General features: G+C 62.9%; 20 protein-coding genes. 8 read left to right on the forward strand and 12 right to left on the reverse strand.

Features of this window, described 5'->3' with window-relative positions:
* Window positions 1-18 precede the first annotated feature (18 nt).
* From qcrB to ctaE, 4 genes are read right to left on the reverse strand one after another with little or no spacing between them, the layout of a single operon-like run.
* A complete protein-coding gene (gene qcrB, locus EDD25_RS00585; RefSeq protein WP_134171553.1) occupies window positions 19-1,653 on the reverse strand; it encodes a cytochrome bc1 complex cytochrome b subunit in 1,635 nt (544 codons plus the stop codon).
* On the reverse strand, window positions 1,650-2,723 hold the full coding sequence (qcrA, locus tag EDD25_RS00590; RefSeq protein ID WP_134171554.1) for a cytochrome bc1 complex Rieske iron-sulfur subunit: 1,074 nt from the start codon (window positions 2,721-2,723) through the stop codon (window positions 1,650-1,652). Before qcrA ends, qcrB begins: the two co-directional genes overlap by 4 nt.
* A 53-nt stretch (window positions 2,724-2,776) precedes the next feature.
* On the reverse strand, window positions 2,777-3,607 hold the full coding sequence (gene qcrC / locus EDD25_RS00595) for a cytochrome bc1 complex diheme cytochrome c subunit (RefSeq protein ID WP_134171555.1): 831 nt from the start codon (window positions 3,605-3,607) through the stop codon (window positions 2,777-2,779).
* Between the two features lie 24 nt (window positions 3,608-3,631).
* Entirely contained in the window at window positions 3,632-4,261 is a 630-nt protein-coding gene (gene ctaE / locus EDD25_RS00600) for an aa3-type cytochrome oxidase subunit III (RefSeq protein ID WP_241986334.1), read from the reverse strand.
* A gap of 143 nt (window positions 4,262-4,404) precedes the next feature.
* On the opposite strand from ctaE, the gene trpD reads away from it, so the two are divergent.
* The 4 genes from trpD to dhaM all read left to right on the forward strand — a co-directional run bounded on the left by trpD (window position 4,405) and on the right by dhaM (window position 7,892).
* Entirely contained in the window at window positions 4,405-5,457 is a 1,053-nt protein-coding gene (trpD, locus tag EDD25_RS00605) for an anthranilate phosphoribosyltransferase (RefSeq protein WP_134171557.1), read from the forward strand.
* Between the two features lie 81 nt (window positions 5,458-5,538).
* Window positions 5,539-6,540, forward strand: coding sequence for a dihydroxyacetone kinase subunit DhaK (dhaK, locus tag EDD25_RS00610; RefSeq protein ID WP_134175000.1), 1,002 nt, complete (start codon window positions 5,539-5,541; stop codon window positions 6,538-6,540).
* Between the two features lie 9 nt (window positions 6,541-6,549).
* Window positions 6,550-7,185: a dihydroxyacetone kinase subunit DhaL gene (gene dhaL / locus EDD25_RS00615; RefSeq protein ID WP_134171558.1), complete on the forward strand. Its 636-nt coding sequence runs from the start codon at window positions 6,550-6,552 to the stop codon at window positions 7,183-7,185.
* The gene (dhaM, locus tag EDD25_RS00620; protein ID WP_134171559.1) at window positions 7,185-7,892 is read left to right on the forward strand and encodes a dihydroxyacetone kinase phosphoryl donor subunit DhaM; all 708 of its coding nucleotides are present in this window, start codon (window positions 7,185-7,187) and stop codon (window positions 7,890-7,892) included. The genes dhaL and dhaM overlap by 1 nt, the downstream gene beginning before the upstream one ends.
* 407 nt (window positions 7,893-8,299) lie before the next feature.
* On the opposite strand, the gene EDD25_RS00625 is transcribed toward dhaM, so the two are convergent.
* Entirely contained in the window at window positions 8,300-9,079 is a 780-nt protein-coding gene (locus tag EDD25_RS00625; RefSeq protein ID WP_134171560.1) for an SDR family oxidoreductase, read from the reverse strand.
* A gap of 125 nt (window positions 9,080-9,204) precedes the next feature.
* Between EDD25_RS00625 and EDD25_RS00630 the strand changes: the two genes are divergently transcribed.
* From EDD25_RS00630 to EDD25_RS00645, 4 genes are all read left to right on the forward strand, one after another.
* Window positions 9,205-9,678 (forward strand): NfeD family protein, encoded by a 474-nt coding sequence (locus EDD25_RS00630; protein ID WP_134171561.1) that lies wholly within the window; start codon window positions 9,205-9,207, stop codon window positions 9,676-9,678.
* The gene (locus EDD25_RS00635) at window positions 9,675-10,625 is read left to right on the forward strand and encodes an SPFH domain-containing protein (RefSeq protein WP_134171562.1); all 951 of its coding nucleotides are present in this window, start codon (window positions 9,675-9,677) and stop codon (window positions 10,623-10,625) included. The genes EDD25_RS00630 and EDD25_RS00635 overlap by 4 nt, the downstream gene beginning before the upstream one ends.
* Window positions 10,626-10,628: 3 nt before the next feature.
* Window positions 10,629-11,387: a glycerophosphodiester phosphodiesterase family protein gene (locus EDD25_RS00640; protein WP_241986333.1), complete on the forward strand. Its 759-nt coding sequence runs from the start codon at window positions 10,629-10,631 to the stop codon at window positions 11,385-11,387.
* Between the two features lie 109 nt (window positions 11,388-11,496).
* A complete protein-coding gene (locus EDD25_RS00645; RefSeq protein ID WP_134171563.1) occupies window positions 11,497-11,862 on the forward strand; it encodes an RNA polymerase-binding protein RbpA in 366 nt (121 codons plus the stop codon).
* Window positions 11,863-11,923: 61 nt separating this feature from the next.
* Here EDD25_RS00645 and lnt read toward each other — a convergent pair whose 3' ends face one another.
* From lnt to EDD25_RS00680, 7 genes are read right to left on the reverse strand one after another with little or no spacing between them, the layout of a single operon-like run.
* Window positions 11,924-13,480, reverse strand: coding sequence for an apolipoprotein N-acyltransferase (gene lnt / locus EDD25_RS00650; RefSeq protein ID WP_134171564.1), 1,557 nt, complete (start codon window positions 13,478-13,480; stop codon window positions 11,924-11,926).
* The gene (locus EDD25_RS00655) at window positions 13,481-15,946 is read right to left on the reverse strand and encodes a DEAD/DEAH box helicase (RefSeq protein WP_134171565.1); all 2,466 of its coding nucleotides are present in this window, start codon (window positions 15,944-15,946) and stop codon (window positions 13,481-13,483) included.
* A 6-nt stretch (window positions 15,947-15,952) separates the two neighbouring features.
* A complete protein-coding gene (tatC, locus tag EDD25_RS00660) occupies window positions 15,953-16,705 on the reverse strand; it encodes a twin-arginine translocase subunit TatC (RefSeq protein WP_134171566.1) in 753 nt (250 codons plus the stop codon).
* A 46-nt stretch (window positions 16,706-16,751) separates the two neighbouring features.
* Complete coding sequence (gene tatA, locus EDD25_RS18100; protein WP_134171567.1) at window positions 16,752-16,964, reverse strand: twin-arginine translocase TatA/TatE family subunit; 213 nt, start codon at window positions 16,962-16,964, stop codon at window positions 16,752-16,754.
* Window positions 16,954-17,313, reverse strand: a complete 360-nt coding sequence (locus EDD25_RS00670; protein WP_134171568.1) for a hypothetical protein — start codon at window positions 17,311-17,313, stop codon at window positions 16,954-16,956. The genes tatA and EDD25_RS00670 overlap by 11 nt, the downstream gene beginning before the upstream one ends.
* A 1-nt stretch (window position 17,314) precedes the next feature.
* On the reverse strand, window positions 17,315-18,298 hold the full coding sequence (locus tag EDD25_RS00675; protein WP_134171569.1) for a helix-turn-helix transcriptional regulator: 984 nt from the start codon (window positions 18,296-18,298) through the stop codon (window positions 17,315-17,317).
* Window positions 18,291-19,295 (reverse strand): helix-turn-helix transcriptional regulator, encoded by a 1,005-nt coding sequence (locus EDD25_RS00680; RefSeq protein ID WP_241986332.1) that lies wholly within the window; start codon window positions 19,293-19,295, stop codon window positions 18,291-18,293. Before EDD25_RS00680 ends, EDD25_RS00675 begins: the two co-directional genes overlap by 8 nt.
* Between the last annotated feature and the right edge of the window lie 86 nt (window positions 19,296-19,381).

Below are 19,381 nucleotides of genomic sequence, written 5' to 3' on the forward strand. Positions count from 1 at the left end.
CGATCTATTGTGGTGACTCTACTTCTCGGTGATCTCTGACTGGTGCTCGCCATGAGCGTGGTGGAGTTCCCTCTGGTGGACCGGAGTGATCCGGTCTTCGAAGAACCAGCGGGACAGACCGGCGCGGAGCTTCTCTGCGGCCGTGATCTTGCCACGTGCGTTCGGCCGGGTCATGAGCGGCTTGAAGTCGTTGTAGCTGACCAGCTTCCAGCGCTCGTACTCGTCCACGGGCTGGTGAACTTCCACGTACTCGCCACCGGGCAGCCGCACGATACGGCCGGACTCGTACCCGTGGAGCACGATCTCGCGGTCCTTCTTCATGAGGGCGAGGCAAACTCGCTTCGTGATGAAGTACGCCAGGACCGGCCCGAGGATCGTGATGGCCTGGAGCGCGTGGATGACCCCCTCCATGGTGAGGTGGAAGTGCGTCGCAATGATATCCGATGACGCCGCAGCCCACAGCCCGGCGTAGAACGTGACACCGGCAGCACCGATTGCGGTGCGGGTCGGGGCGTTCCGCGGACGATCGAGCACGTGGTGCTCGCGCTTGTCCCCGGTGATCCAGGCCTCAATGAATGGGTACACCATCACGAGGACGATGAAGATTCCGATCACAATCAGTGGAACCAGGATGTTGAAGGAGTACGTGTGGTTCAGGAACACGAACTCCCACCCCGGTGGAATCAAGCGAAGAGCGCCGTCGGCAAAACCGATATACCAGTCGGGCTGGGTTCCGGCGGAAACCGGAGATGGGTCGTACGGGCCGTAATTCCAGATCGGGTTGATCGTGAACAGTGATGCGATCAGCATGACGACACCGAAGACGATGAAGAAGAATCCACCGGCCTTGGCGGCATAGACGGGAAGTACCGGGTACCCAACGACGTTCTGGTTGGTGTGACCGGCCGACGGGTACTGCGTGTGCTTGTGCACGACAACGAACAGCAGGTGCATTGCGATCAGCGCAACGATGATGGCCGGCAGCAGCAGAATGTGCAGCGAGTACAGCCGTCCGACGATGTCGACGCCCGGGAATTCTCCGCCGAAAAGCAGGAAGGAGATCCAGGTTCCGGCGACCGGAATTCCCTTGATGATTCCATCGATGATTCGCAGGCCGTTTCCGGAGAGCAGGTCGTCGGGGAGGGAATAGCCGGTGAAGCCCTCAGCCATCGCGAGGATGAAGAGAATGAAACCGATGATCCAGTTCAGCTCGCGGGGCTTACGGAAGGCGCCCGTGAAGTAGATGCGGAGCATGTGCAGGCCAATGGCGGCCACGAAAAGCAGCGCCGCCCAGTGGTGAACCTGGCGCATGAGCAATCCACCGCGGATGTCAAAGGAAATATCGAGCGAGGACGCCATGGCGGCCGACATCTCGATTCCCTTGAGCGGAGCGTAGGAACCGTCGTAGAACACGGGAGCCATCGACGCTTGGAAGAAGAAGGTCAGGAAGGATCCGGTGAGCAGGATGATGACGAAACTGTACAGCGCCACCTCGCCCAGCAGGAAGGACCAGTGATCCGGAAAGATCTTGCGCCCAAGCTCTTTGACGGCACCGGAAATGCTGGTGCGCTCGTCGAGGTAGTTCGCGGCGGATGAAGTGAATCCGCCGGATTTTTTTACCTCGGCGGGTTTACGGGTGTCTAACGAAGTCATTTACGCTCCCAGAAGCTCGGACCGACCGGTTCAGTGAAATCGCTCTGCGCGATGAGATAACCTTCTGCGTCTACCGTGATCGGCAGCTGCGGGAGCGGCCGCGCGGCCGGTCCGAAAATTACCTCGCAGTGATTCGTGACGTCGAATTGTGATTGGTGACACGGGCACAGAAGGTGGTGGGTTTGCTGCTCATACAACGCAACAGGGCAACCAACATGAGTACATATCTTAGAATACGCGACGATGCCCTGGTAGGACCAGTCCTTGCGCTCAGGAGTCTCGACGAGTTGTTCCGGCTTGAGGCGCATGAGGAGAACCGCTGCCTTTGCCTTCTCTTCCAGGCGACCGTGGCCCATTTCGGCCAGGCCTTCCGGAATCACGTGGAAGGAGGAACCGAGCGTGAGGTCGGATGCCTTGATCGGCGTTCCCGAGGGGTCAAGAGCCAAACGCGTGCCCGTTTTCCACAGCGTCTCCCGCAGCAGCTCCACCGGGTCCTGGTCCTGCGGGCCGAGGCCACGGAAGAGCACAACTGCGGGGAGCGGGAACGCAATGAGGGCACCGATCAGGCTGTTGCGAATGAGAGTGCGGCGACCGAAGCCGGACTCTTCATTGGCCTGCTGGAAGATCTCCACGGCACGGGCCCGAACCTCGTCGGTACCACGGACGGGATGACGTTCGTCGACCCCTTCGTGGTCGGACATGAGGGCCTTGCCCCAGTGCACAGCGCCGATGCCGATTGCGAACAGCGCGAGGGAAAGTCCCAGGCCGATGAAGAGGTTGTTCAACCGAACCGAGCCCGGATCTTCCGCCGTGATGGGGAATGCCATGTATGCGGCGATAGCGAACACGCTGCCGACAATGGACACATAGAAGAGGGTATAGACGGTGCGCTCTGCCTTGCGCTCCTCTTTCGGATTTAGATCCGTGATCCGGGGGCGGTGCGGCGGGAAGCCGGGGTTCTCGAGCGAGTTGCGCGCGACGACGGCGGTACCTGCAGGGGTACCTGCGCGTACAACGCTCGACGAGTCGGCGGCGGGGACATGCTCCGCGCCGTTATCGTCCTTGGCCATTGTTCTCCTTCTTACCAGCTGTCAATGTATTGCTGCGTCGCACGGGTAGTCGATCAGTTCGATTTGGCGGTGATCCACACGGTCAGGGCCACGATGGCGCCCAGTCCGAAGATCCAAATGAACAGGCCCTCTGCTACGGGCCCCAGGGACCCGAGGGCAACTCCGCCGGGTGACGGGTTGTTTTCGATGTACTTGAGGTACGTAATGATGTCGCGCTTGCCTTCGGCTGACACGTTCATGTCGTTGAAGACGGGCATGTTCTGCGGGCCGGTGATCATGGCCTCGTAGATGTGGGCGGCGGACACGTCCTTGATCGCGGGGGCAAACTTGCCCTCGGTGAGGGCTCCACCGGCGCCGGCCACGTTGTGGCACATGGCGCAGTTGATGCGGAAGAGTTCGGCGCCATTTGCAGCGTCGCCACTCGCATCGAGGACTTCGCCCGCGGGAATCGCGGGGCCGGGAGCCTGAGACGCCACATATGCGGCGAGTGCCGCAGTCTGGGCTTCAGTGAACTGAGTTGGCTTCTTCTGCGCCTGAGGTCCCTGCATCTGCATCGGCATGCGGCCGGTGCCGACCTGGAAGTCAACGGAGGCAGCTCCAACACCGAGCAGGCTCGGCGCGACGTCCGAGCCCTCCAGGGCGAGGCCGTGACAGGTGGCGCAGTTTGCGGCAAAGAGCTTCTCGCCCTCATCGATCGTCTGCTGCGAGGACGCATCCGTTGTGGCTGACGCAGTGGTGGTACTGAGGGCCGCATAGCCGGCACCCGTGAAGAGCAATCCGATGGCAATGAGGGCAACGCTGGCCAAAGGGTGGCGACGGCCGGACTTACCCGACGTGCCACCCTTGCGAGGCGTCGAAGCTGAGGGGGTTTTATTCGTGGTCATGCTGAAGGTGTCCGCTCCTGATTCTTATTTAAGAACGTAGACGACCAGGAAAAGCCCGATCCAGACGACGTCGACGAAGTGCCAGTAGTAAGAGACCACGATGGCGCTGGTCGCTTCTTTATGACCGAAGTTCTTGACCGCAAAACCGCGACCAATGATGAGAAGGAATGCGATGAGACCGGCCGTCACGTGGATTCCGTGGAATCCGGTGGTGATGTAGAACGCCGATCCGTAGGCGTTGGAGCTAAGAGAAATTCCCTCAGAAACCAACGTCGCGTACTCGAAGACCTGTCCGATTACGAAGATCGCGCCGAGGGCGTAGGTGAGGAAGAACCACTCAACCATGCCCCACTGGCTCAGCTTCCAGCCCGTGGAGCGAGCTTGCAGCCGCTCTGCAGCGAAGACGCCGAACTGGCACGTCACGGATGACGAAACAAGGATGAGCGTATTGATCAACGCAAAGGTGAAATTGTGTTTGTCCGACTCGAAGAGCCAGAGCTCGGGGGAGGTGGATCGAAGCGTGAAATAGATCGCGAAGAGTCCCGCAAAGAACATCACCTCGCTACCCAGCCACACAATGGTGCCCACAGCCACGCTGTTGGGCCGGTTCACAACGGGTGCTATCGCCGTCTGAGTAATTGAGGTGCTGGTCACCCCTCCATTATGGCCGATAATCGCACAGGTTTTTCTCATTGAGGCGTGCAAGTCGCCCTTCTTCGACGGTTGGGGTGCCCTGAGGCGGGGGGTGTATCCCTGTGGATACGGGGAAGCAGGGCCATTTCAGTAGAATTACGGACATGCTTGAATCTCAGTCATGGCCAAATATTCTTACTGCTCTTCTTGACGGCGAAGACCTGAGTGTGGCCGACGCCGCGTGGTGCATGGACCAGGTGATGCTGGGGGCCGTGACGCCGGCCCAACTGGGCGCGTTTCTTGTGGCGCTGCGGGCCAAGGGTGAAACCGTCAATGAAATCGTCGGATTCCGTGACGCGGTTCTCGAACATGCCGTGCCGCTCAACGTTGACTCCATGGGTTTGGACATCGTTGGTACCGGGGGTGACCGTTTTGGCACGGTGAACATTTCGACCATGGCGTCGATTGTGTGTGCTGCTGCGGGCGTGCCGGTCGTGAAGCACGGCAATCGGGCGGCGAGCTCGGCGTCCGGATCATCGGATGTACTCTCGGCGCTCGGCATCGATCTCACCCTTTCCTCGGAGCGGGTTGCTGAGGTGCTGGGCAGGACCGGGATCACGTTCGCGTACGCGGCTGCGTTTCACCCCGGTTTCGGCAACGCGGCCGGCACCCGCAAGGAGCTGGGAATACCCACGGTTTTCAATTACCTCGGCCCGCTGTGCAACCCAGCCCGGCCGGAGGCATCCGCTGTGGGCGTGGCGAATCTCGACCGAGTCCCACTATTCGTCGGGGTGTTCCAGACCAGAGGCGCAACCGCTCTTGTTTTTCGCGGCGATGACGGTCTCGACGAACTCACAACAACCGGCCACAGCCATGTGTGGGAGGTCTCGAGGGGACTCGTCACGGAACACGACATTGATCCGCGCGATCTGGGCATCAAACGGGCGCAGATCAGTGACCTGGTGGGTGGAGATGCCGACCATAACGCTGCCGTCGTGCACACGGTGCTCTCCGGCGAGCCGGGCCCGATTCGTGACATCGTACTGCTCAATGCCGCAGCCGGCCTCGTGGCTTTCGACCTCGCCAACAACCCCTCCCAAGTGCAGGTGTCCATCCTGGATCGCTTCCGGGACAAGATGCTCGTTGCAGCGACGGCCATTGATTCGGGGACTGCGACATCAAAGCTTGCGGAATGGGTCGCGGCGACACGGATGTAATTCGGCGTAGATCGCGTATGTTAGGCGTGTCAGAGCCGACAAATCCGGCAGTGCCGGAACCGATTGAGTGAATGGATGACCGTGAAGAAACTCATCAATGATCCAAGCAATGTTGTTGCAGAGTCCGTGGCGGGTTTTGCACTCGCGCACGCCGACCTCGTTCGTGTCTCGAACGATCCCCTCTTCATCGTGCGCGCGGACGCTCCGGTTCGGGGCAAGGTGGGAATCGTCAGCGGTGGCGGCAGCGGCCACGAGCCCCTGCACGGCGGATTCGTGGGACCGGGAATGCTCGACGCCGCCGTCCCCGGCCCGGTTTTCACCTCTCCAACCCCCGACCCGATCCTTGCCGCGACCAAGGCGGTCGATGGGGGAGCGGGGGTTCTGCACATTGTCAAGAATTACACCGGTGACGTGCTCAACTTTGAGACGGCGGCTGACCTGGCCCTGATGGAAGACATCGATGTGCGATCCGTGATCACCAACGATGACGTCGCGGTCAAGGATTCCCTGTACACGGCCGGCCGTCGAGGCGTGGCCGGCACCGTACTCGTGGAAAAGATCGCGGGGGCGGCGGCAGAGCGCCTGGATGACCTCGCGACCGTTGCTCGTATTGCAGAGAAGGTCAATTCTTTTGTTCGATCGATGGGCGTCGCGCTCACACCGTGCGTCGTGCCGCACGCCGGCGAACCGAGCTTCATTCTCGCTGAAGATGAAATTGAGATCGGCATCGGCATTCATGGCGAGCCGGGCCGGGAACGCATCACGATGGAACCCGCCGATGCCATCGTGGATCGTCTGCTGGGGCCCATCCTTGAGGATCTGCCCTTCGACAGCGGCGACGAGGTGCTTTTGTTCGTGAATGGAATGGGTGGCACCCCGCAGATCGAGCTCTACATCCTGTTTCGACGGGCGGCCGAGGTTCTTGCAGAACGGGGAATCACGGTGACACGTTCCCTCGTCGGTAACTACACCACGAGCCTGGACATGCAGGGGGCGTCGATTTCGGTCTTAAAACTCGACGCGGAGCTGACCACCCTGTGGGATGCCCCGGTGCAAACATCCGCACTGCGCTGGGGAAAGTAAGAAACGGGAATGTATCTGACCACAGCCTGGGCACTCGCGTGGGTGCGTCTCTCCGCGCAGGTCATTGCTGAGCACCGCAGCGACCTCAACACCCTCGACCGGGAGATTGGGGACGGTGACCACGGCGAGAATATGGACCGTGGCTTCGGCGCTGTTATGGGCCGCCTGAGCGACGTCTCTGACGACGCCGTGCCGTCTGAGGTGCTCAAGCTTGTGGCAAGCACTCTGATCTCAACGGTCGGTGGCGCGGCGGGTCCGCTCTATGGCACGGCCTATTTGAAGGCGGCGATCGCCGTCACCGGTGTGGCCGAGCTCGATGCCGCGGCGACCGTTTCGCTGCTCACGGCCGCACGAGACGGAATTGTGCTGCGGGGTAAGGCAGTGACCGGGGACAAGACCATGATCGACGCTTGGAATCCTGCCGTCGACGCGGCGGTCGCACGGCAGGCAGCCGGCGGTACCCCCCTCGACATCTTGTCGGCGGCCGCAGACGCCGCCGATCAGGGTGCGATCGCGACCGAACCGCTCGTGGCGCGTAAGGGCCGCGCGAGCTACCTGGGGGAGCGAGCGCGGGGTCACCGAGATCCGGGTGCGGAGTCCACCCGGCTGCTGTTGCGCGCGGCCGTAGACGTGGTGGCCGTGTGATGGGGGAGAGCACGGGGCACGTGGGCCAGCAGGTCGGCCTTGTCTTCGTTTCACACAGTGCGCTCATCGCTGACGGACTGGTCGAGCTCGCTCGACAAATGGCGCCACGTGCAATTCTCATGCCGGCCGGGGGAACTGACGAAGGGGGGATCGGCACGAGTTTCCTCAAGGTCTCCGAGGGGATGCTCGCTGCCGTGAGCGCCGGGGGAGTGGTGGTGCTCTGTGACCTCGGCTCAGCCATTCTGACGGCGGAGACGGCACTGGAGTTTCTGGACGATGACGTTCGCGCTCGCATCCGCATTGTGGATGCGCCGCTCGTTGAGGGCGGAGTGGCCGCGGCTGTCGCCGCCGAGATCGGGGGAGACATCGACGCTGTCGAAGCGGCCGCCCTGTCGGCCGTGACCGCCGGCGAGGTCGAAGCCACTCCAACGAGTCAGTCCGATGCTTTCGTCACGCGTTCCGTGACGCTCGTCAATCGAGACGGCCTGCACGCGCGGCCCGCAGCGGAATTCGTCACCCTCGCCAGTACTTTTGATGCCGCAGTCTCTGTTAATGGCACCGATGCCACGAGCCTCCTGGGAATCATGTCGCTGGGGCTGGCGCGGGGGATGACAGTGGAGATCTCGTCGTCAGGGTCGGAGGCCGCCGAGGCGGTCACGGCGCTCGTGGCGCTTCTGGAGTCCGGATTCGGCGAGGAGCACGAGTAGCAGGGCCGCTTAGCACGATCTGTCTTTTTTGTCGAATCCAGCGTAGTGTGTACGCATGTCTGTAGATGATGGCTCGAGAGTGGATTCCTCAGCATGCCCGGTGTGCAACCATCCCATGGGGGAGCACACCATCGATCACTCAACGAAGAACGCGATACTCAACTGCCCGGTTGCACATCCGGGGGCCTTTGACCGGGATGCCTTCGAGCCGGTCAACGAACTCGGGATGGTGATCCACACAAAACCCGTCCCCAAAGCATCGTTGCGTTAGCACTGTTCCGGCGAAGATTCTGGCTCTTCCCAAATCACCTGATTGTGTGTCGGAATCACTCTCAAGAAGAGCCTACTTGACATAATGTGCATTATCGGTCACACGTGTGGTGGCCCGTCAGGGACTTGTCGGCTCGTTACGCCGTGAGGAAACCAGTGATGTCTCCGACGTAGCGTGTGTGGTTCTCCGGCACGGTGTTGTCGGGCACAGGTTCCACGGCGGCCAGGGCGATCTCGGCGGCGAACTCGCTCACATTGTACAGACGTCCGGCAGCTTCCTTGCGCAGCCCAATCGCACCAGGATTTGAGCGTTCGAGCAATGTTGCGGTAATTGTTCCCTCGATCATGTCGCCGGAGACAACGACGAAGCCGATGCCGGCGGCGTCGAGCTCCGGGATCATGGCCCGCAGGGCATCTTCACCCGCGCGCTTGCTGCGTGCGACCGGCTCGTACTCGGGCATCGTGGGCGTGGTCTCCACGAAGTGCGCCTGATGGCTCGTCACAAACACAACCCGGGAGTTCTCCCCCAGCAGCGGCAACGCGGCGGTGAGCAGGTTGACCTGGGCGTCGCGGTTGAGCGCCATGGCGTAGTCCGCCGCCATTCCGCTCTCCATGCCGCCGGAGGCATTCATGACGAGAATGTCGAGCCCGCCGAATCCCGCGCGAACCGTCTCAAACATGGCCGTGACGGAGGCCGGATCGGTCAGGTCGGCGCCGACAGTGATGGCCGTTCCGCCTGCGGCGCGGATCGAATCGGCGAGTTTCTTCGCTCGCGCCTCCTTGTTGCGGAAGTTGATCACGACTGATGCGCCCGCCTCGGCGAAGTAGGCCACGGTATCCGCGCCAATCCCCCGGGATGATCCGGTGACAAGAACGCGCTTGCCCTTGAGTGATCCTGCTGCAAGTGGATTGGTCACGCATGCTCCTCAAAGTAGGCGGGTCAAATCTGGACGACCCGCAAGCTTCGAGACTACCAACAACCCGGTAAAACAGCCCTCCACCTGCTAGTTTTGGAGCATAAACCCGCTGGAAAGGGGACGCTATGGACGCTTTCATCGCCGATTACGCGTGGATTGTCTGGCTCGTGCTTATCCTGCTGTTCGTGACCATCGAGATGTTTACACTTGAGTTCACCTTCATTATGTTGGCCCTCGGAAGTGTTGGCGGTCTCGTCTCCGGCCTGCTCGGGGCACCGTGGTGGCTGCAACTCGTCATCGCGGCCCTTCTCGCCGTCATACTGCTCGTCGGTATCAGAGCGAGATTGCTCCGCATCCTCAAACGCGGTGGCGATCCGGCCAAATCGAACATCGATGCCCTACTGGGAATCGAGGGAGACATCGTCAAGTCGCTGGACGCCCCGGGCGGACTCGTTCGACTGGCCAACGGCGAAACCTGGACCGCTCGCCTCTCCCCCGCCGCCGAACGGGGCCGCCTCGACCCGGGCGAGCGCATTGTCGTCACCGAGATAGACGGCGCGACCGCCGTGGTCATGCCTGCCGAAAGGAAAACGTCATGAACGCTTCCGAAGCGCTTATCACCCAGATCGTTGTGATCGTTGTGATTGTCGCCCTGATCATCGCGGTCATCGTCACCATCTCGAAGGCCATTCGTATCATTCCCCAGGCGCGCGCCGGCATCGTCGAGCGGCTCGGCCGCTACCACAAGACGCTCAATCCGGGTCTGAATCTCCTGATCCCGTTCATTGACCGTCTGCGCCCTCTCATCGACATACGCGAACAGGTCGTCTCGTTCCCTCCGCAGCCTGTGATCACCGAGGATAACCTCGTCGTGTCGATCGACACCGTCGTGTACTTCCAGGTGACGGATGCTCGCGCCGCGACCTACGAGATCAACAACTACCTCGGGGCGGTCGAGCAGCTGACCACGACGACCTTGCGTAACGTTGTCGGTGGGCTCAACCTTGAGGAGGCCCTGACGAGCCGGGACAACATCAACGGCCAATTGCGTATCGTGCTTGACGAGGCAACCGGCAAGTGGGGTATCCGGGTCGGGCGTGTCGAGCTGAAGGCGATTGATCCGCCCATCTCCATTCAAGATTCCATGGAGAAGCAAATGCGTGCCGAGCGTGACCGACGCGCCCTGATCCTCACGGCCGAGGGGACAAAACAGTCGGCGATCCTCACGGCCGAGGGGGCTCGACAGGCGTCGATCCTCGAGGCGGAAGGCTACGCCAGGGCTGCCGTTCTGCGCGCACAGGGCGAGGCGGAGGCCATCACGACAGTGTTCAAGGCCATTCATGACGGAGATCCGGATCCGAAATTGCTCGCCTACCAGTACCTGCTGACCCTGCCGAAGCTGGCACAGGGCAGCGCCAACAAACTGTGGATTGTTCCGAGTGAGCTCACCGAAGCGATGAAGGGCATCGGCAACGCCTTCGGTCCGAAGGGAACCGGCACGGAGGCCGACTCCCCCGCGCCGGTTCGCCCCGTACCCCGGGCCTAGGCGGTGTCAGACCCCTCCGCTTTCCTCGCCCGCTCCGGCATTCGAGTCTTCGCCCACCGTGGCATGGTCGGCGAGGCACCGGAGAACACCCTTCTGGCGTTTCTCACCGCCCTGTCGGCCGGGGCGACCCACCTGGAAACCGATGTGCACGCCAGTCTCGACGCGGTGGCCGTGATCAGTCACGACCCCAATCTGGCCCGTGTAGGGCGCGACGTGCGCGTCAACCAGCTGACATTGGCGGAGCTCAAGCGAGTCAACTTAGGCAACGGCCAGTTCGTTCCCTCCCTGCCCGAAGCCCTCGACGCCTTCCCGGAGGCACTCTTCAACATCGACGTCAAGTGTGACGAGGCCGTCGTCCCCACGGTGCAGGCGGTTCTCGGCGCGCGGGCGACGGCACGAGTGCTCATCACCTCTTTTTCGGAGGACCGCCGCCGTCGCGCCTGCGACCTGCTTCCTGGCGTGGCCACATCCGCGTCGTCCCAGGTGGTCGCGAGGGCTCTGGTTGCCGCCTCCCTCGCACCCACGAATGTGCTTCGTCGCGTCCTGCGCGGTATCACGGCCGTACAGGTTCCGGAGCGCGCCGGTCCCCTGCGCATCGTCACCCCGCACTTTGTGCACCGGATGCATGCGGTGGGCGTGGAGGTGCACGTGTGGACCGTGAATGAGGTGTCGGCCATGCGCCGCCTGCTTGATATCGGTGTGGATGGACTCATCACCGACCGAACCGATGTCGCTGTCGCCCTCATAACCGAGCGAAGCTGAGAATTTGCCCCCAAAAAAGGGGTTGCGGGAAGCGAACGCACAGCTTAATGGTTTACAACTGGGTATGCATCGCGAGAACTGTGATTGCATCGCGAGAGGAGACCACACGATGGCTGACCGCAGTTTACGTGGCATGAGATTGGGCGCACAAAGCCTGCAGAGCGAAGAGGGCGTAACCTTTTCCGCACGAGTAACGCATACCTACCGGTGCGCGACGTGCAGCAAAGAAACAGTCATGATTTTTTCGGCAGACGCCGAAGCCCCCGATGAATGGGAATGCAAGTACTGTTCCCGAGTGGCGACGCGCCTTGAAGACTCCGCGCCGGTGATCGTTGATCACTCCGGGGAGAAGATCGCCCGCAGCCATTGGGATATGTTGCTCGAACGTCGCACGCGTGCAGAGCTGGAGGAACTCCTGCAGGAGCGCCTCACCGTTCTGCGCGAGCGTCGCGGACAGCAGAAGGTCGGTGCCTGAGCTACCACTCAGAACGCGACAGCACGGTCCCGAGCCCTGGTGGCTTCGGGGCCGTTTCTCGTTAATCCCGGTGCGGCCGAGTTTCGCGCCGAATCCGCCTCGCACTGAACCCGCAGAGCACGAAGCCGAAAACGCCTAGCCCGGACACGAGCCACTCGATCTGTCGTCCCGCGACCATGGCCGCCGTGATCGTGGAGCTGAGGGGCACGGTCGCCACCATGGCGCCCGGCTCCCACGTGGTCAGCTGATCGATGGTCTCGCCGTTCGGCGTGATGATCGCGCTCGTGCCGACGGTCGAGATGTTGACGACCGTGCGCCCGGTCTCAATGGCTCGCAGCCGGGCAATGGCGAGCTGCTGCACGCTCTCGTCGGTGTGCCCGAAGTCCGCGTTGTTGGTCTGGCCGAGGATGATTTCGGCGCGGTCATCGATCATGTTATGAATGAGCTGATCGTCGGCGATGTCGAAGCAGATCGCGATACCGGCGAGCACGCCGTTGACATCAAAAATGTTGTCGCGTGTGCCGATGCCATAGTCCCGACCGATCAGGTCGATGAGAGCCGGCGCGAAGGGGCGCCAGAAGGCCCGGTCGGGCATGTACTCGGCGAAGGGAACGGGATGCACCTTGTCGTAGACGTCAACGGCACCCTGGCCCGCCTCCCAGAGGAGAGAACTGTTGAAATACGTTCCGTTACTGAGGGTGATCGTGCCAGCCAGGAGCGGGGCGTTCATCTCCCGACTGATGTAATCGAGAGTCTGGGCGGCGCGCGGGTATTGGAGCGGATCGATGTCGCTGGCGTTCTCCGGCCACACCACGAAGTCGACGTCCTCTTCGAGCAGGGGAAGCGTGGCAGAGACATGATCACCCAGAATCTGCCCCGGCGTGTACTCGGCAAACAATCCGGCATCGGACGCCCCCTGCACGGCGGCCAAACGTGTGCTGCCACTATGCACGACGGGGAATGCCGGAACGAGAAGGAGCAGCACGACAGCGGTGACCGCGATGGTGGCGTGCCGGAGACGGCCGAGCCGCACATCGCGCAGCAGCTGCACGGTGAGAGCGCTCAGCAGTACGACCAGAAAGCTGAGGCCGGACATGCCCACCCAGCCGACGAGCGAAGCGAACGGTCCCTCCGACTGACTCAGCGCCACCCGACCCCAGGCGAATCCGCCATAGGGCCACACGGCCGAGATGGCCTCCCGCGCGGTCCACAGTCCGGCCACAATCACCGGGACGATTCCGAGGCGGCCCAGTCGGCTCGGCCACAGGCGGGGTCCCACCCGCAGCACGACCGCTGTCAGCGCGAGGCCCACGGCGAAGAAGATGCTCTGGAGTCCACCGAGGGCGATCCACGGCACCGGGCCGAGGTACAGCGTGATCCAGTAAATGTGAATCAGCCAGAAGGACAAGCCGGCCACGACGCCGACCGCGAGGCCAGTCCACGGTCCCCGGCCGAGGAGGGAAACGAACATGAGCGCGACGCCGACGGGAGCCAGCACCCACCAGTCCTGATCGGGATAGCCGGCGTCGAGCACAGCGCCGGCCAGGGCGGCCAGCACCAGGGCGGCCCAGAGGGGCAGGCTCAGGGCGCGTTGGCTCCCACCACTCAGCGTCGGCATTCAGGAGACCGAGGAGTACGCGACGATTCCGCGGCGCACGTCGTCGATCGCCTGGCGTGCCGCGCGGCCAACGGGGCCGTCGGCGACGACGGACAGCTGATCGAGCAGGTCTATTGTTTGCTTGGTCCAGCGCACAAAGTCCCCCGCCGCCATCTCTGCCTCGAGGAGCACATCGCCGAGCGATGCGCCACGCGCCCACTTCCACATGCTGAGGCTCAGGCCCACAGAGAGCGGTTTGCTGCCGGGGAGCTTGTGGTCCCGCTCAAGATCGTCGATGCGGCTCCAGAGATCCTGCGTCTCGTCGAGGGCGCCGCGAAAGGCGCCGCGAGGCAGGTAGCGGGCGTCGAGGAGCCCCTCTTCCCTCCTCGGTTCGAAGACGAGCGCGCAGGCCATGGCGGCGAGACTCGCGGGGTCGAGGTCGTTCCACAGTCCACGACGCAGGGACTCGGCCACGAGCAGGTCGCGTTCGGCGTAAATGCGCCGGAGAATTCGGCCACTCTCGCTGAGCTCAACGCGGCCGTGCTCGTTCTGCGTGAGATAGCCGTAGCCGAGGAGCACGTCACTCACCCGGTCAAAGACCCGCGCAATCGCTCCGGTGCGCGCGTTGATCTGCTGGCTGAGCGCCGCGGTCTGACGCGAAAGCTTCCACCAGCGCTCCGCCCAGCGGGTGTGTTGCTCCCGCTCCGGGCAGTGGTGGCACGCGTGCGCCCGCATGGCCTTGCGCAGGCGCGCAATCTGGCGCTGACGTTTGTCGCGTTCTCCGCGCCGCGAGTTGTCGCTCGTGGACACGGCGCGTTCGCACTCCGTCAGCTCGCGCCGGATTGTTGTGTACTCGGCGAAGTCACCGAGATGGCACGTCATCGCCTCGGCGAAACCGGCGAGGGACTCCTGCTGCTGCCGAACGGTGCGTGCCAGGTCGACGACGGCCCGGTCGGCCTGGAACTGGGCGAAGGAGGACTCGAGCACAGCCCTGGTGCGTTCCCGGCCAAACTGGTCGATGAGGTTCACGGCCATGTTGTAGGTCGGTTTGAAGCTGGAATTGAGCGGATACGTGCGGCGGGAGGCGAGGGAGGCCACCGCGTGCGGGTCCAGGCCCTGCTGCCATTGGATGACCGAGTGACCGAGGGTGTCGATGCCGCGGCGCCCGGCCCGCCCGGTGAGCTGGGTGTACTCCCCCGGCGTGATCGGAACCCGCGCTTCACCATTGAATTTCTCAAGCTTGTCGAGCACGACGGTGCGTGCCGGCATGTTGATTCCGAGGGCCAGGGTCTCGGTCGCAAAGACCGCCTTGACGAGCTTCTTCTGAAAGAGCTCCTCGACGACCTCCTTGAATGCCGGGAGAAGACCGGCGTGGTGTGCGGCCACGCCACGCTCGAGGCCGTCGAGCCACTCAAAGTATCCGAGCACACCGAGGTCCTCATCGAGCAGGGTTCGGCAGCGCTCGTCGACGATTCCGCGGATTTCGCGTCGTTCGTGTTCGTCCGTGAGGCGCACACCCGCACGCAGCACCTGCCGAACGGCCTGGTCGCAGCCGACCCTGCTGAAGATGAAGAAGATGGCAGGGAGCAGATGTTTGCCCTGGAGCATGCGCACGATCTCGGCGCGGTCCATGCGTGCCGTCTCGGTGCGCTGCGGCACGAAGTCCGGTCGGTTCCTTTGACGCCCGCGGTAGTCGGTTCTGCGGTCGTCCCCGCTGCGTCCGCCCCGCCCGCCGGTGCGCGCTCCCGCTTGGGACAGGCGAACGAGTTCCGGGTTGACCCTGTGGGTTCCGACGAGGCCCGCCGCATCGAACAAATCGAGCATGTTGTTCTTCACGAGTACGTGCTGTTCGAGCGGTACCGGGCGTTCCTCGGAGACGATGACGTCGGTCTCGCCGCGCACCGCCTGCAGCCAATCGCCGAACTCTTCGGCGTTGGACACGGTGGCGCTGAGGGACACCATGCGCACACGCTGCGGCAGGTGAATGATCACTTCTTCCCAGACGGCGCCTCGGAATCGATCGGCGAGGTAGTGCACCTCGTCCATCACGACGAAGGCGAGGTTCGTGAGCAGATCCGAGTCCGCGTAGAGCATGTTCCGCAGCACCTCGGTTGTCATCACCACGATGCGGGCCTTCGCGTTGATGTTGGTGTCGCCCGTGAGAAGACCCACCTCGTCGGCGCCGTACTCCGCGACGAATTCCTGAAACTTCTGGTTACTGAGCGCCTTCATGGGCGCGGTGTAGAAGACCTTCTTCGTGGGATCCTGCATCGCCAGGTAGATGGCGAACTCGGCCACGATTGTCTTGCCCGCCCCGGTGGGCGCAGCAACGAGCACACTGTTTCCGGACTCGATCGAGGCGCACGCCTCAATCTGGAACGGATCCAGATCGAAGCGCCGTGCGGCTTGAAATAGCTGAAGAACCGGGTGGATGATGCGGTTGCGGGATGCGGCGTAGCGTTCGGCCGGGGATTGGATGTGAGTCACGTGATCCTAAAATGCCAGGTCTTTTTCCACGGCACGAGCGCGTTTGGCGGCTCGTCGGTCGTGCAGGAAGGCAATGCCGTACGCGGCGAAGTAGAGCGCCACCATGGGGATCGCGAGGAGGAACATCGAGACAACGTCTGCCGCGGGAGTGGCGATGGCCGTGAAGAGGGTGATGACGAGGATCGCGATGCGCCAGGATTTGATGATGGAGGAGGCGCTGATGACCCCGGCAAAGTTGAGCAGCACGATGAAGACCGGGAGCACAAACGCGATGCCGATTGCCACGACGAGTTTGAGCACGAAATCAAAGTAGTTCTGCGCATTTATGAAGGCGGAGTCTTCTGCGGGAGCGAAGCTCGTCATCAGCTCAACGACGTGGGGAAGCACATACCACCCGGCGGCGCACCCGGCCAGAAAAAGCGGTATGGCGGTGAAGAAGAAGCCGAACGTGTACGCCTTCTCGGTTCGGGTCAGTCCCGGTACAAGGAAGGCAAAGATCTGGTAAAGCCACACGGGACTCGACACAATGAGACCCACGTAGAACGAAATCTTGAGCTTGAGGTCGAATGCCGACGTGATGTCGGGGTAGTTGATCTGAGCGTTGCGGTGCTGGGCATTGATGATCGCGTAGATCGGCTCGCGCAGCTGGTCCCACACGAAGTCCGAGAGCATCCAGCCTGCAACCGCACCCAGCAGGATGCCGGCGGCGGCCAGGAACAGGCGCTTGCGCAGCTCGATCAGGTGTTGACCGAGCGACATCTTGCCTTCTGACGCCGTACCCCGACGGCTTCGCACCGCCATCTATCTAGGGCTTGTTCGCCGGGTCGACCGGGCCGTCGGACTTAGGGTGCTCTGCCGTCGGCTCATCGTTCTTGTCGCCCTTGATCTCGGTCTTGAAGATCTTCATGGACTGGCCGAGGCTTCGAGCAAGGCCGGGGAGTTTCGGTGCGCCGAAGAGGAGCAGGATGATGAAGAGGATGATCACGAGGTGCCATCCGCTGAGTGCGTTACCGAACATGAGGTTTTGTCCTCTGAATCATTTGAGCGTGTAGCATCAGTTTACCGCGCGTGATCAGCCGATCGCGACGCAGCTGCGCTCGATGCCGTTGACCGACGGATGCCGATTCCACAGCGACGCGCAGTTCGGCAGCATCGACGAAGACCGCCGGTCGAAAACGGCGCGGTTCGTCGTGCGCGCCGCCGGGTGTCCCTCCCCGCTCCAGCGCCGCGAGTTGATCCCCGAGGTCCTGTAACGCGTCGGCCGTGCGCATCAGCTTGCGATACAGCACAATACCGAGGCCGGTGAGGGTGCCCAATAGCAGCAGCACGGCGCCGGTCCAGATGAGCAGCCAGGACCACCAGGGCATGTCAGCGCTCCCCGTACTGGGCGGCGCCCGCGGCAGCCCAGTCGGAAACCGCCTGGCGCGCTTGCGGTGGTCCGATAACCGTGACCAGGCCCCCGAGTCCGGTGACGAGTCGGGTGAGAGAGGTGTACTGGGCGACGCGGAGGGTGACGCGAACGATTGACGCATCATTCTTCGTGGCTCTCTCCACCCGTTCCGGTCGATAATCGGCCAGCAGGGCAGCGACAGCCTCCGGCATCTCCAGAACAACCGTCACGTCATCGATTGACGGCTCGAAGAGCGTGTCCGGCAGTGTCATGTCACCGGCATGGGGAATGGTCGGCCTGTTTGTCACCGAGACGTCACGCATGCGATCGAGGCGGAACGTGCGAACGGCGCCTCTCAGATGGCACCACCCGCGCAGGTACCAGTCACGGTCGACGGATTCGACGCGCAGCGGGTCGACGTGGCGCAGAACGCGTTCACCGCGCGAGTTCAGGTAGTCGAATTCAATCTGCACATGCTGCCGCACCGCGGTTTGCATCAAAAAAATGATCTCTGGGGATTCCCGGTTCGCGACCACCAGTTGGCTCGGTGCAGCGGATGCGCCGCGGGTCAGTTTGGCCATCAGCGACGCGATCGCGCCACGATCGGCGTTCTCCGGCAGGGCAGACAGGTACTGCAGCCCGGCGATCAGGGCAGCCGCTTCCCTCGCCGAGAAGCGCGGGGAATCGTCGATCGCCACTCGATGGGTGAGCACTATCCGGTCATTGTCTTCGAATTCGTCCCAGAGAATGTCGAACAGGTCCCCGTGCAGGTACTGGCGTGTTTCCCCCGGCACGCCAGACACCGCAATGAGGCGCACGGCAGAGCGCACGCGCGCGGCCGGGACACCGAAACGCTCGGCAACCTCGGCGACGCTGACGTCGTCATGGTCGATCAGGTAGGGCACGAGCGACAGCAGGAAAGTCAGCTTGTCGGCGGCAACGGGCGTGTGCAATTCACTCATGTGGCCCTCCATGCGCCTGCGCGACACCGAGCAGTCGCCTACGCACGGCCGATTGCAGGAGCGCCGGTGTCAGCACTCGAACCTCCGGGCCGTACCCGGCGAGTTCATCGGCGAGGATGTTCAGGTCGGTGTATCGCAGGGTGATCACGCTGCGCGGGGCCCCGGATGGTTCGCTGTCGGTGTTGCGCTTGCCGAGGCGAACGGACGCATCGCTGTCTGGCAGCACCGAGAGCGTCGCGGTCTGTGCGGTCCAGAGTGCCTCAAGCCCGTCGAGCGCTTTCTGGCCCGGGTTGCCGCCTGTCGCCGCGTCTGCCGGAACGACGGGTGTGCCTGGTACCGGCAGTACCGGCCCCACAATTCTTGACAGCAGAAAGGTCCGGGGTGCGGCCAGGGCCTGGTCGGTCGCGAAGAGGTGCCAGCGGCCGTCATGAAGCACGATGGCGCGAGGCGCGACACGACGACGCTGCGAAGCTCGCTCCCCCGGCTTGAGGTATGGAAATGAGACGACCTGGTTCTTGTCCATGGCCTTGCTCAGCGGTTCGAAGGAGGCTTCCCTCGCCCGGAGGGTAGGCGCATAGCCGAGAATCGGGTCACGGGAGTCGATGCCGAGGGAATTGAGCTTGGTGAGGGCCCGACGCGACTCGGCGGACAACGATCCCTCACGCCAGACGGTCGCCGCGAGTTTGAGAAGCATCAATTCGTCGGGTGAAAACGTCACGTCGGCCGGAAGATCATAGAGCCCCTTGGGAATCCGATACCGAAGGTGATGATTACTGCCCGGGTCATCGGGCGCTTCGATCATCTCGAGGGGGATGCCGAGCTCCCGGATGTCGTCCTTGTCCCGCTCGAACTGCCGCTCGAGGCTCGTGTTGCTCTCGCTCGCAGAATACCGCTGGCGGTAGCCCTGAACGGTGGCGAGAATCTCGGCCTTCGTCAGGCCGATCTCCGTTGCAATCAGAGCGAGCACAAGGCTGAAGAGGCGCTCCTCAACGGTCACGGGTCTGGGCGAGGCTGGTGCTGCTGGAGGCTGATCAGAAAGGGGCGGCACCGTGCGATTCTATCGCGCGGTGCCGCCCCGGGTTG

The sequence above is a fragment of the Cryobacterium psychrophilum genome, assembly GCF_004365915.1.
Taxonomy (GTDB): Bacteria; Actinomycetota; Actinomycetes; order Actinomycetales; family Microbacteriaceae; genus Cryobacterium; species Cryobacterium psychrophilum.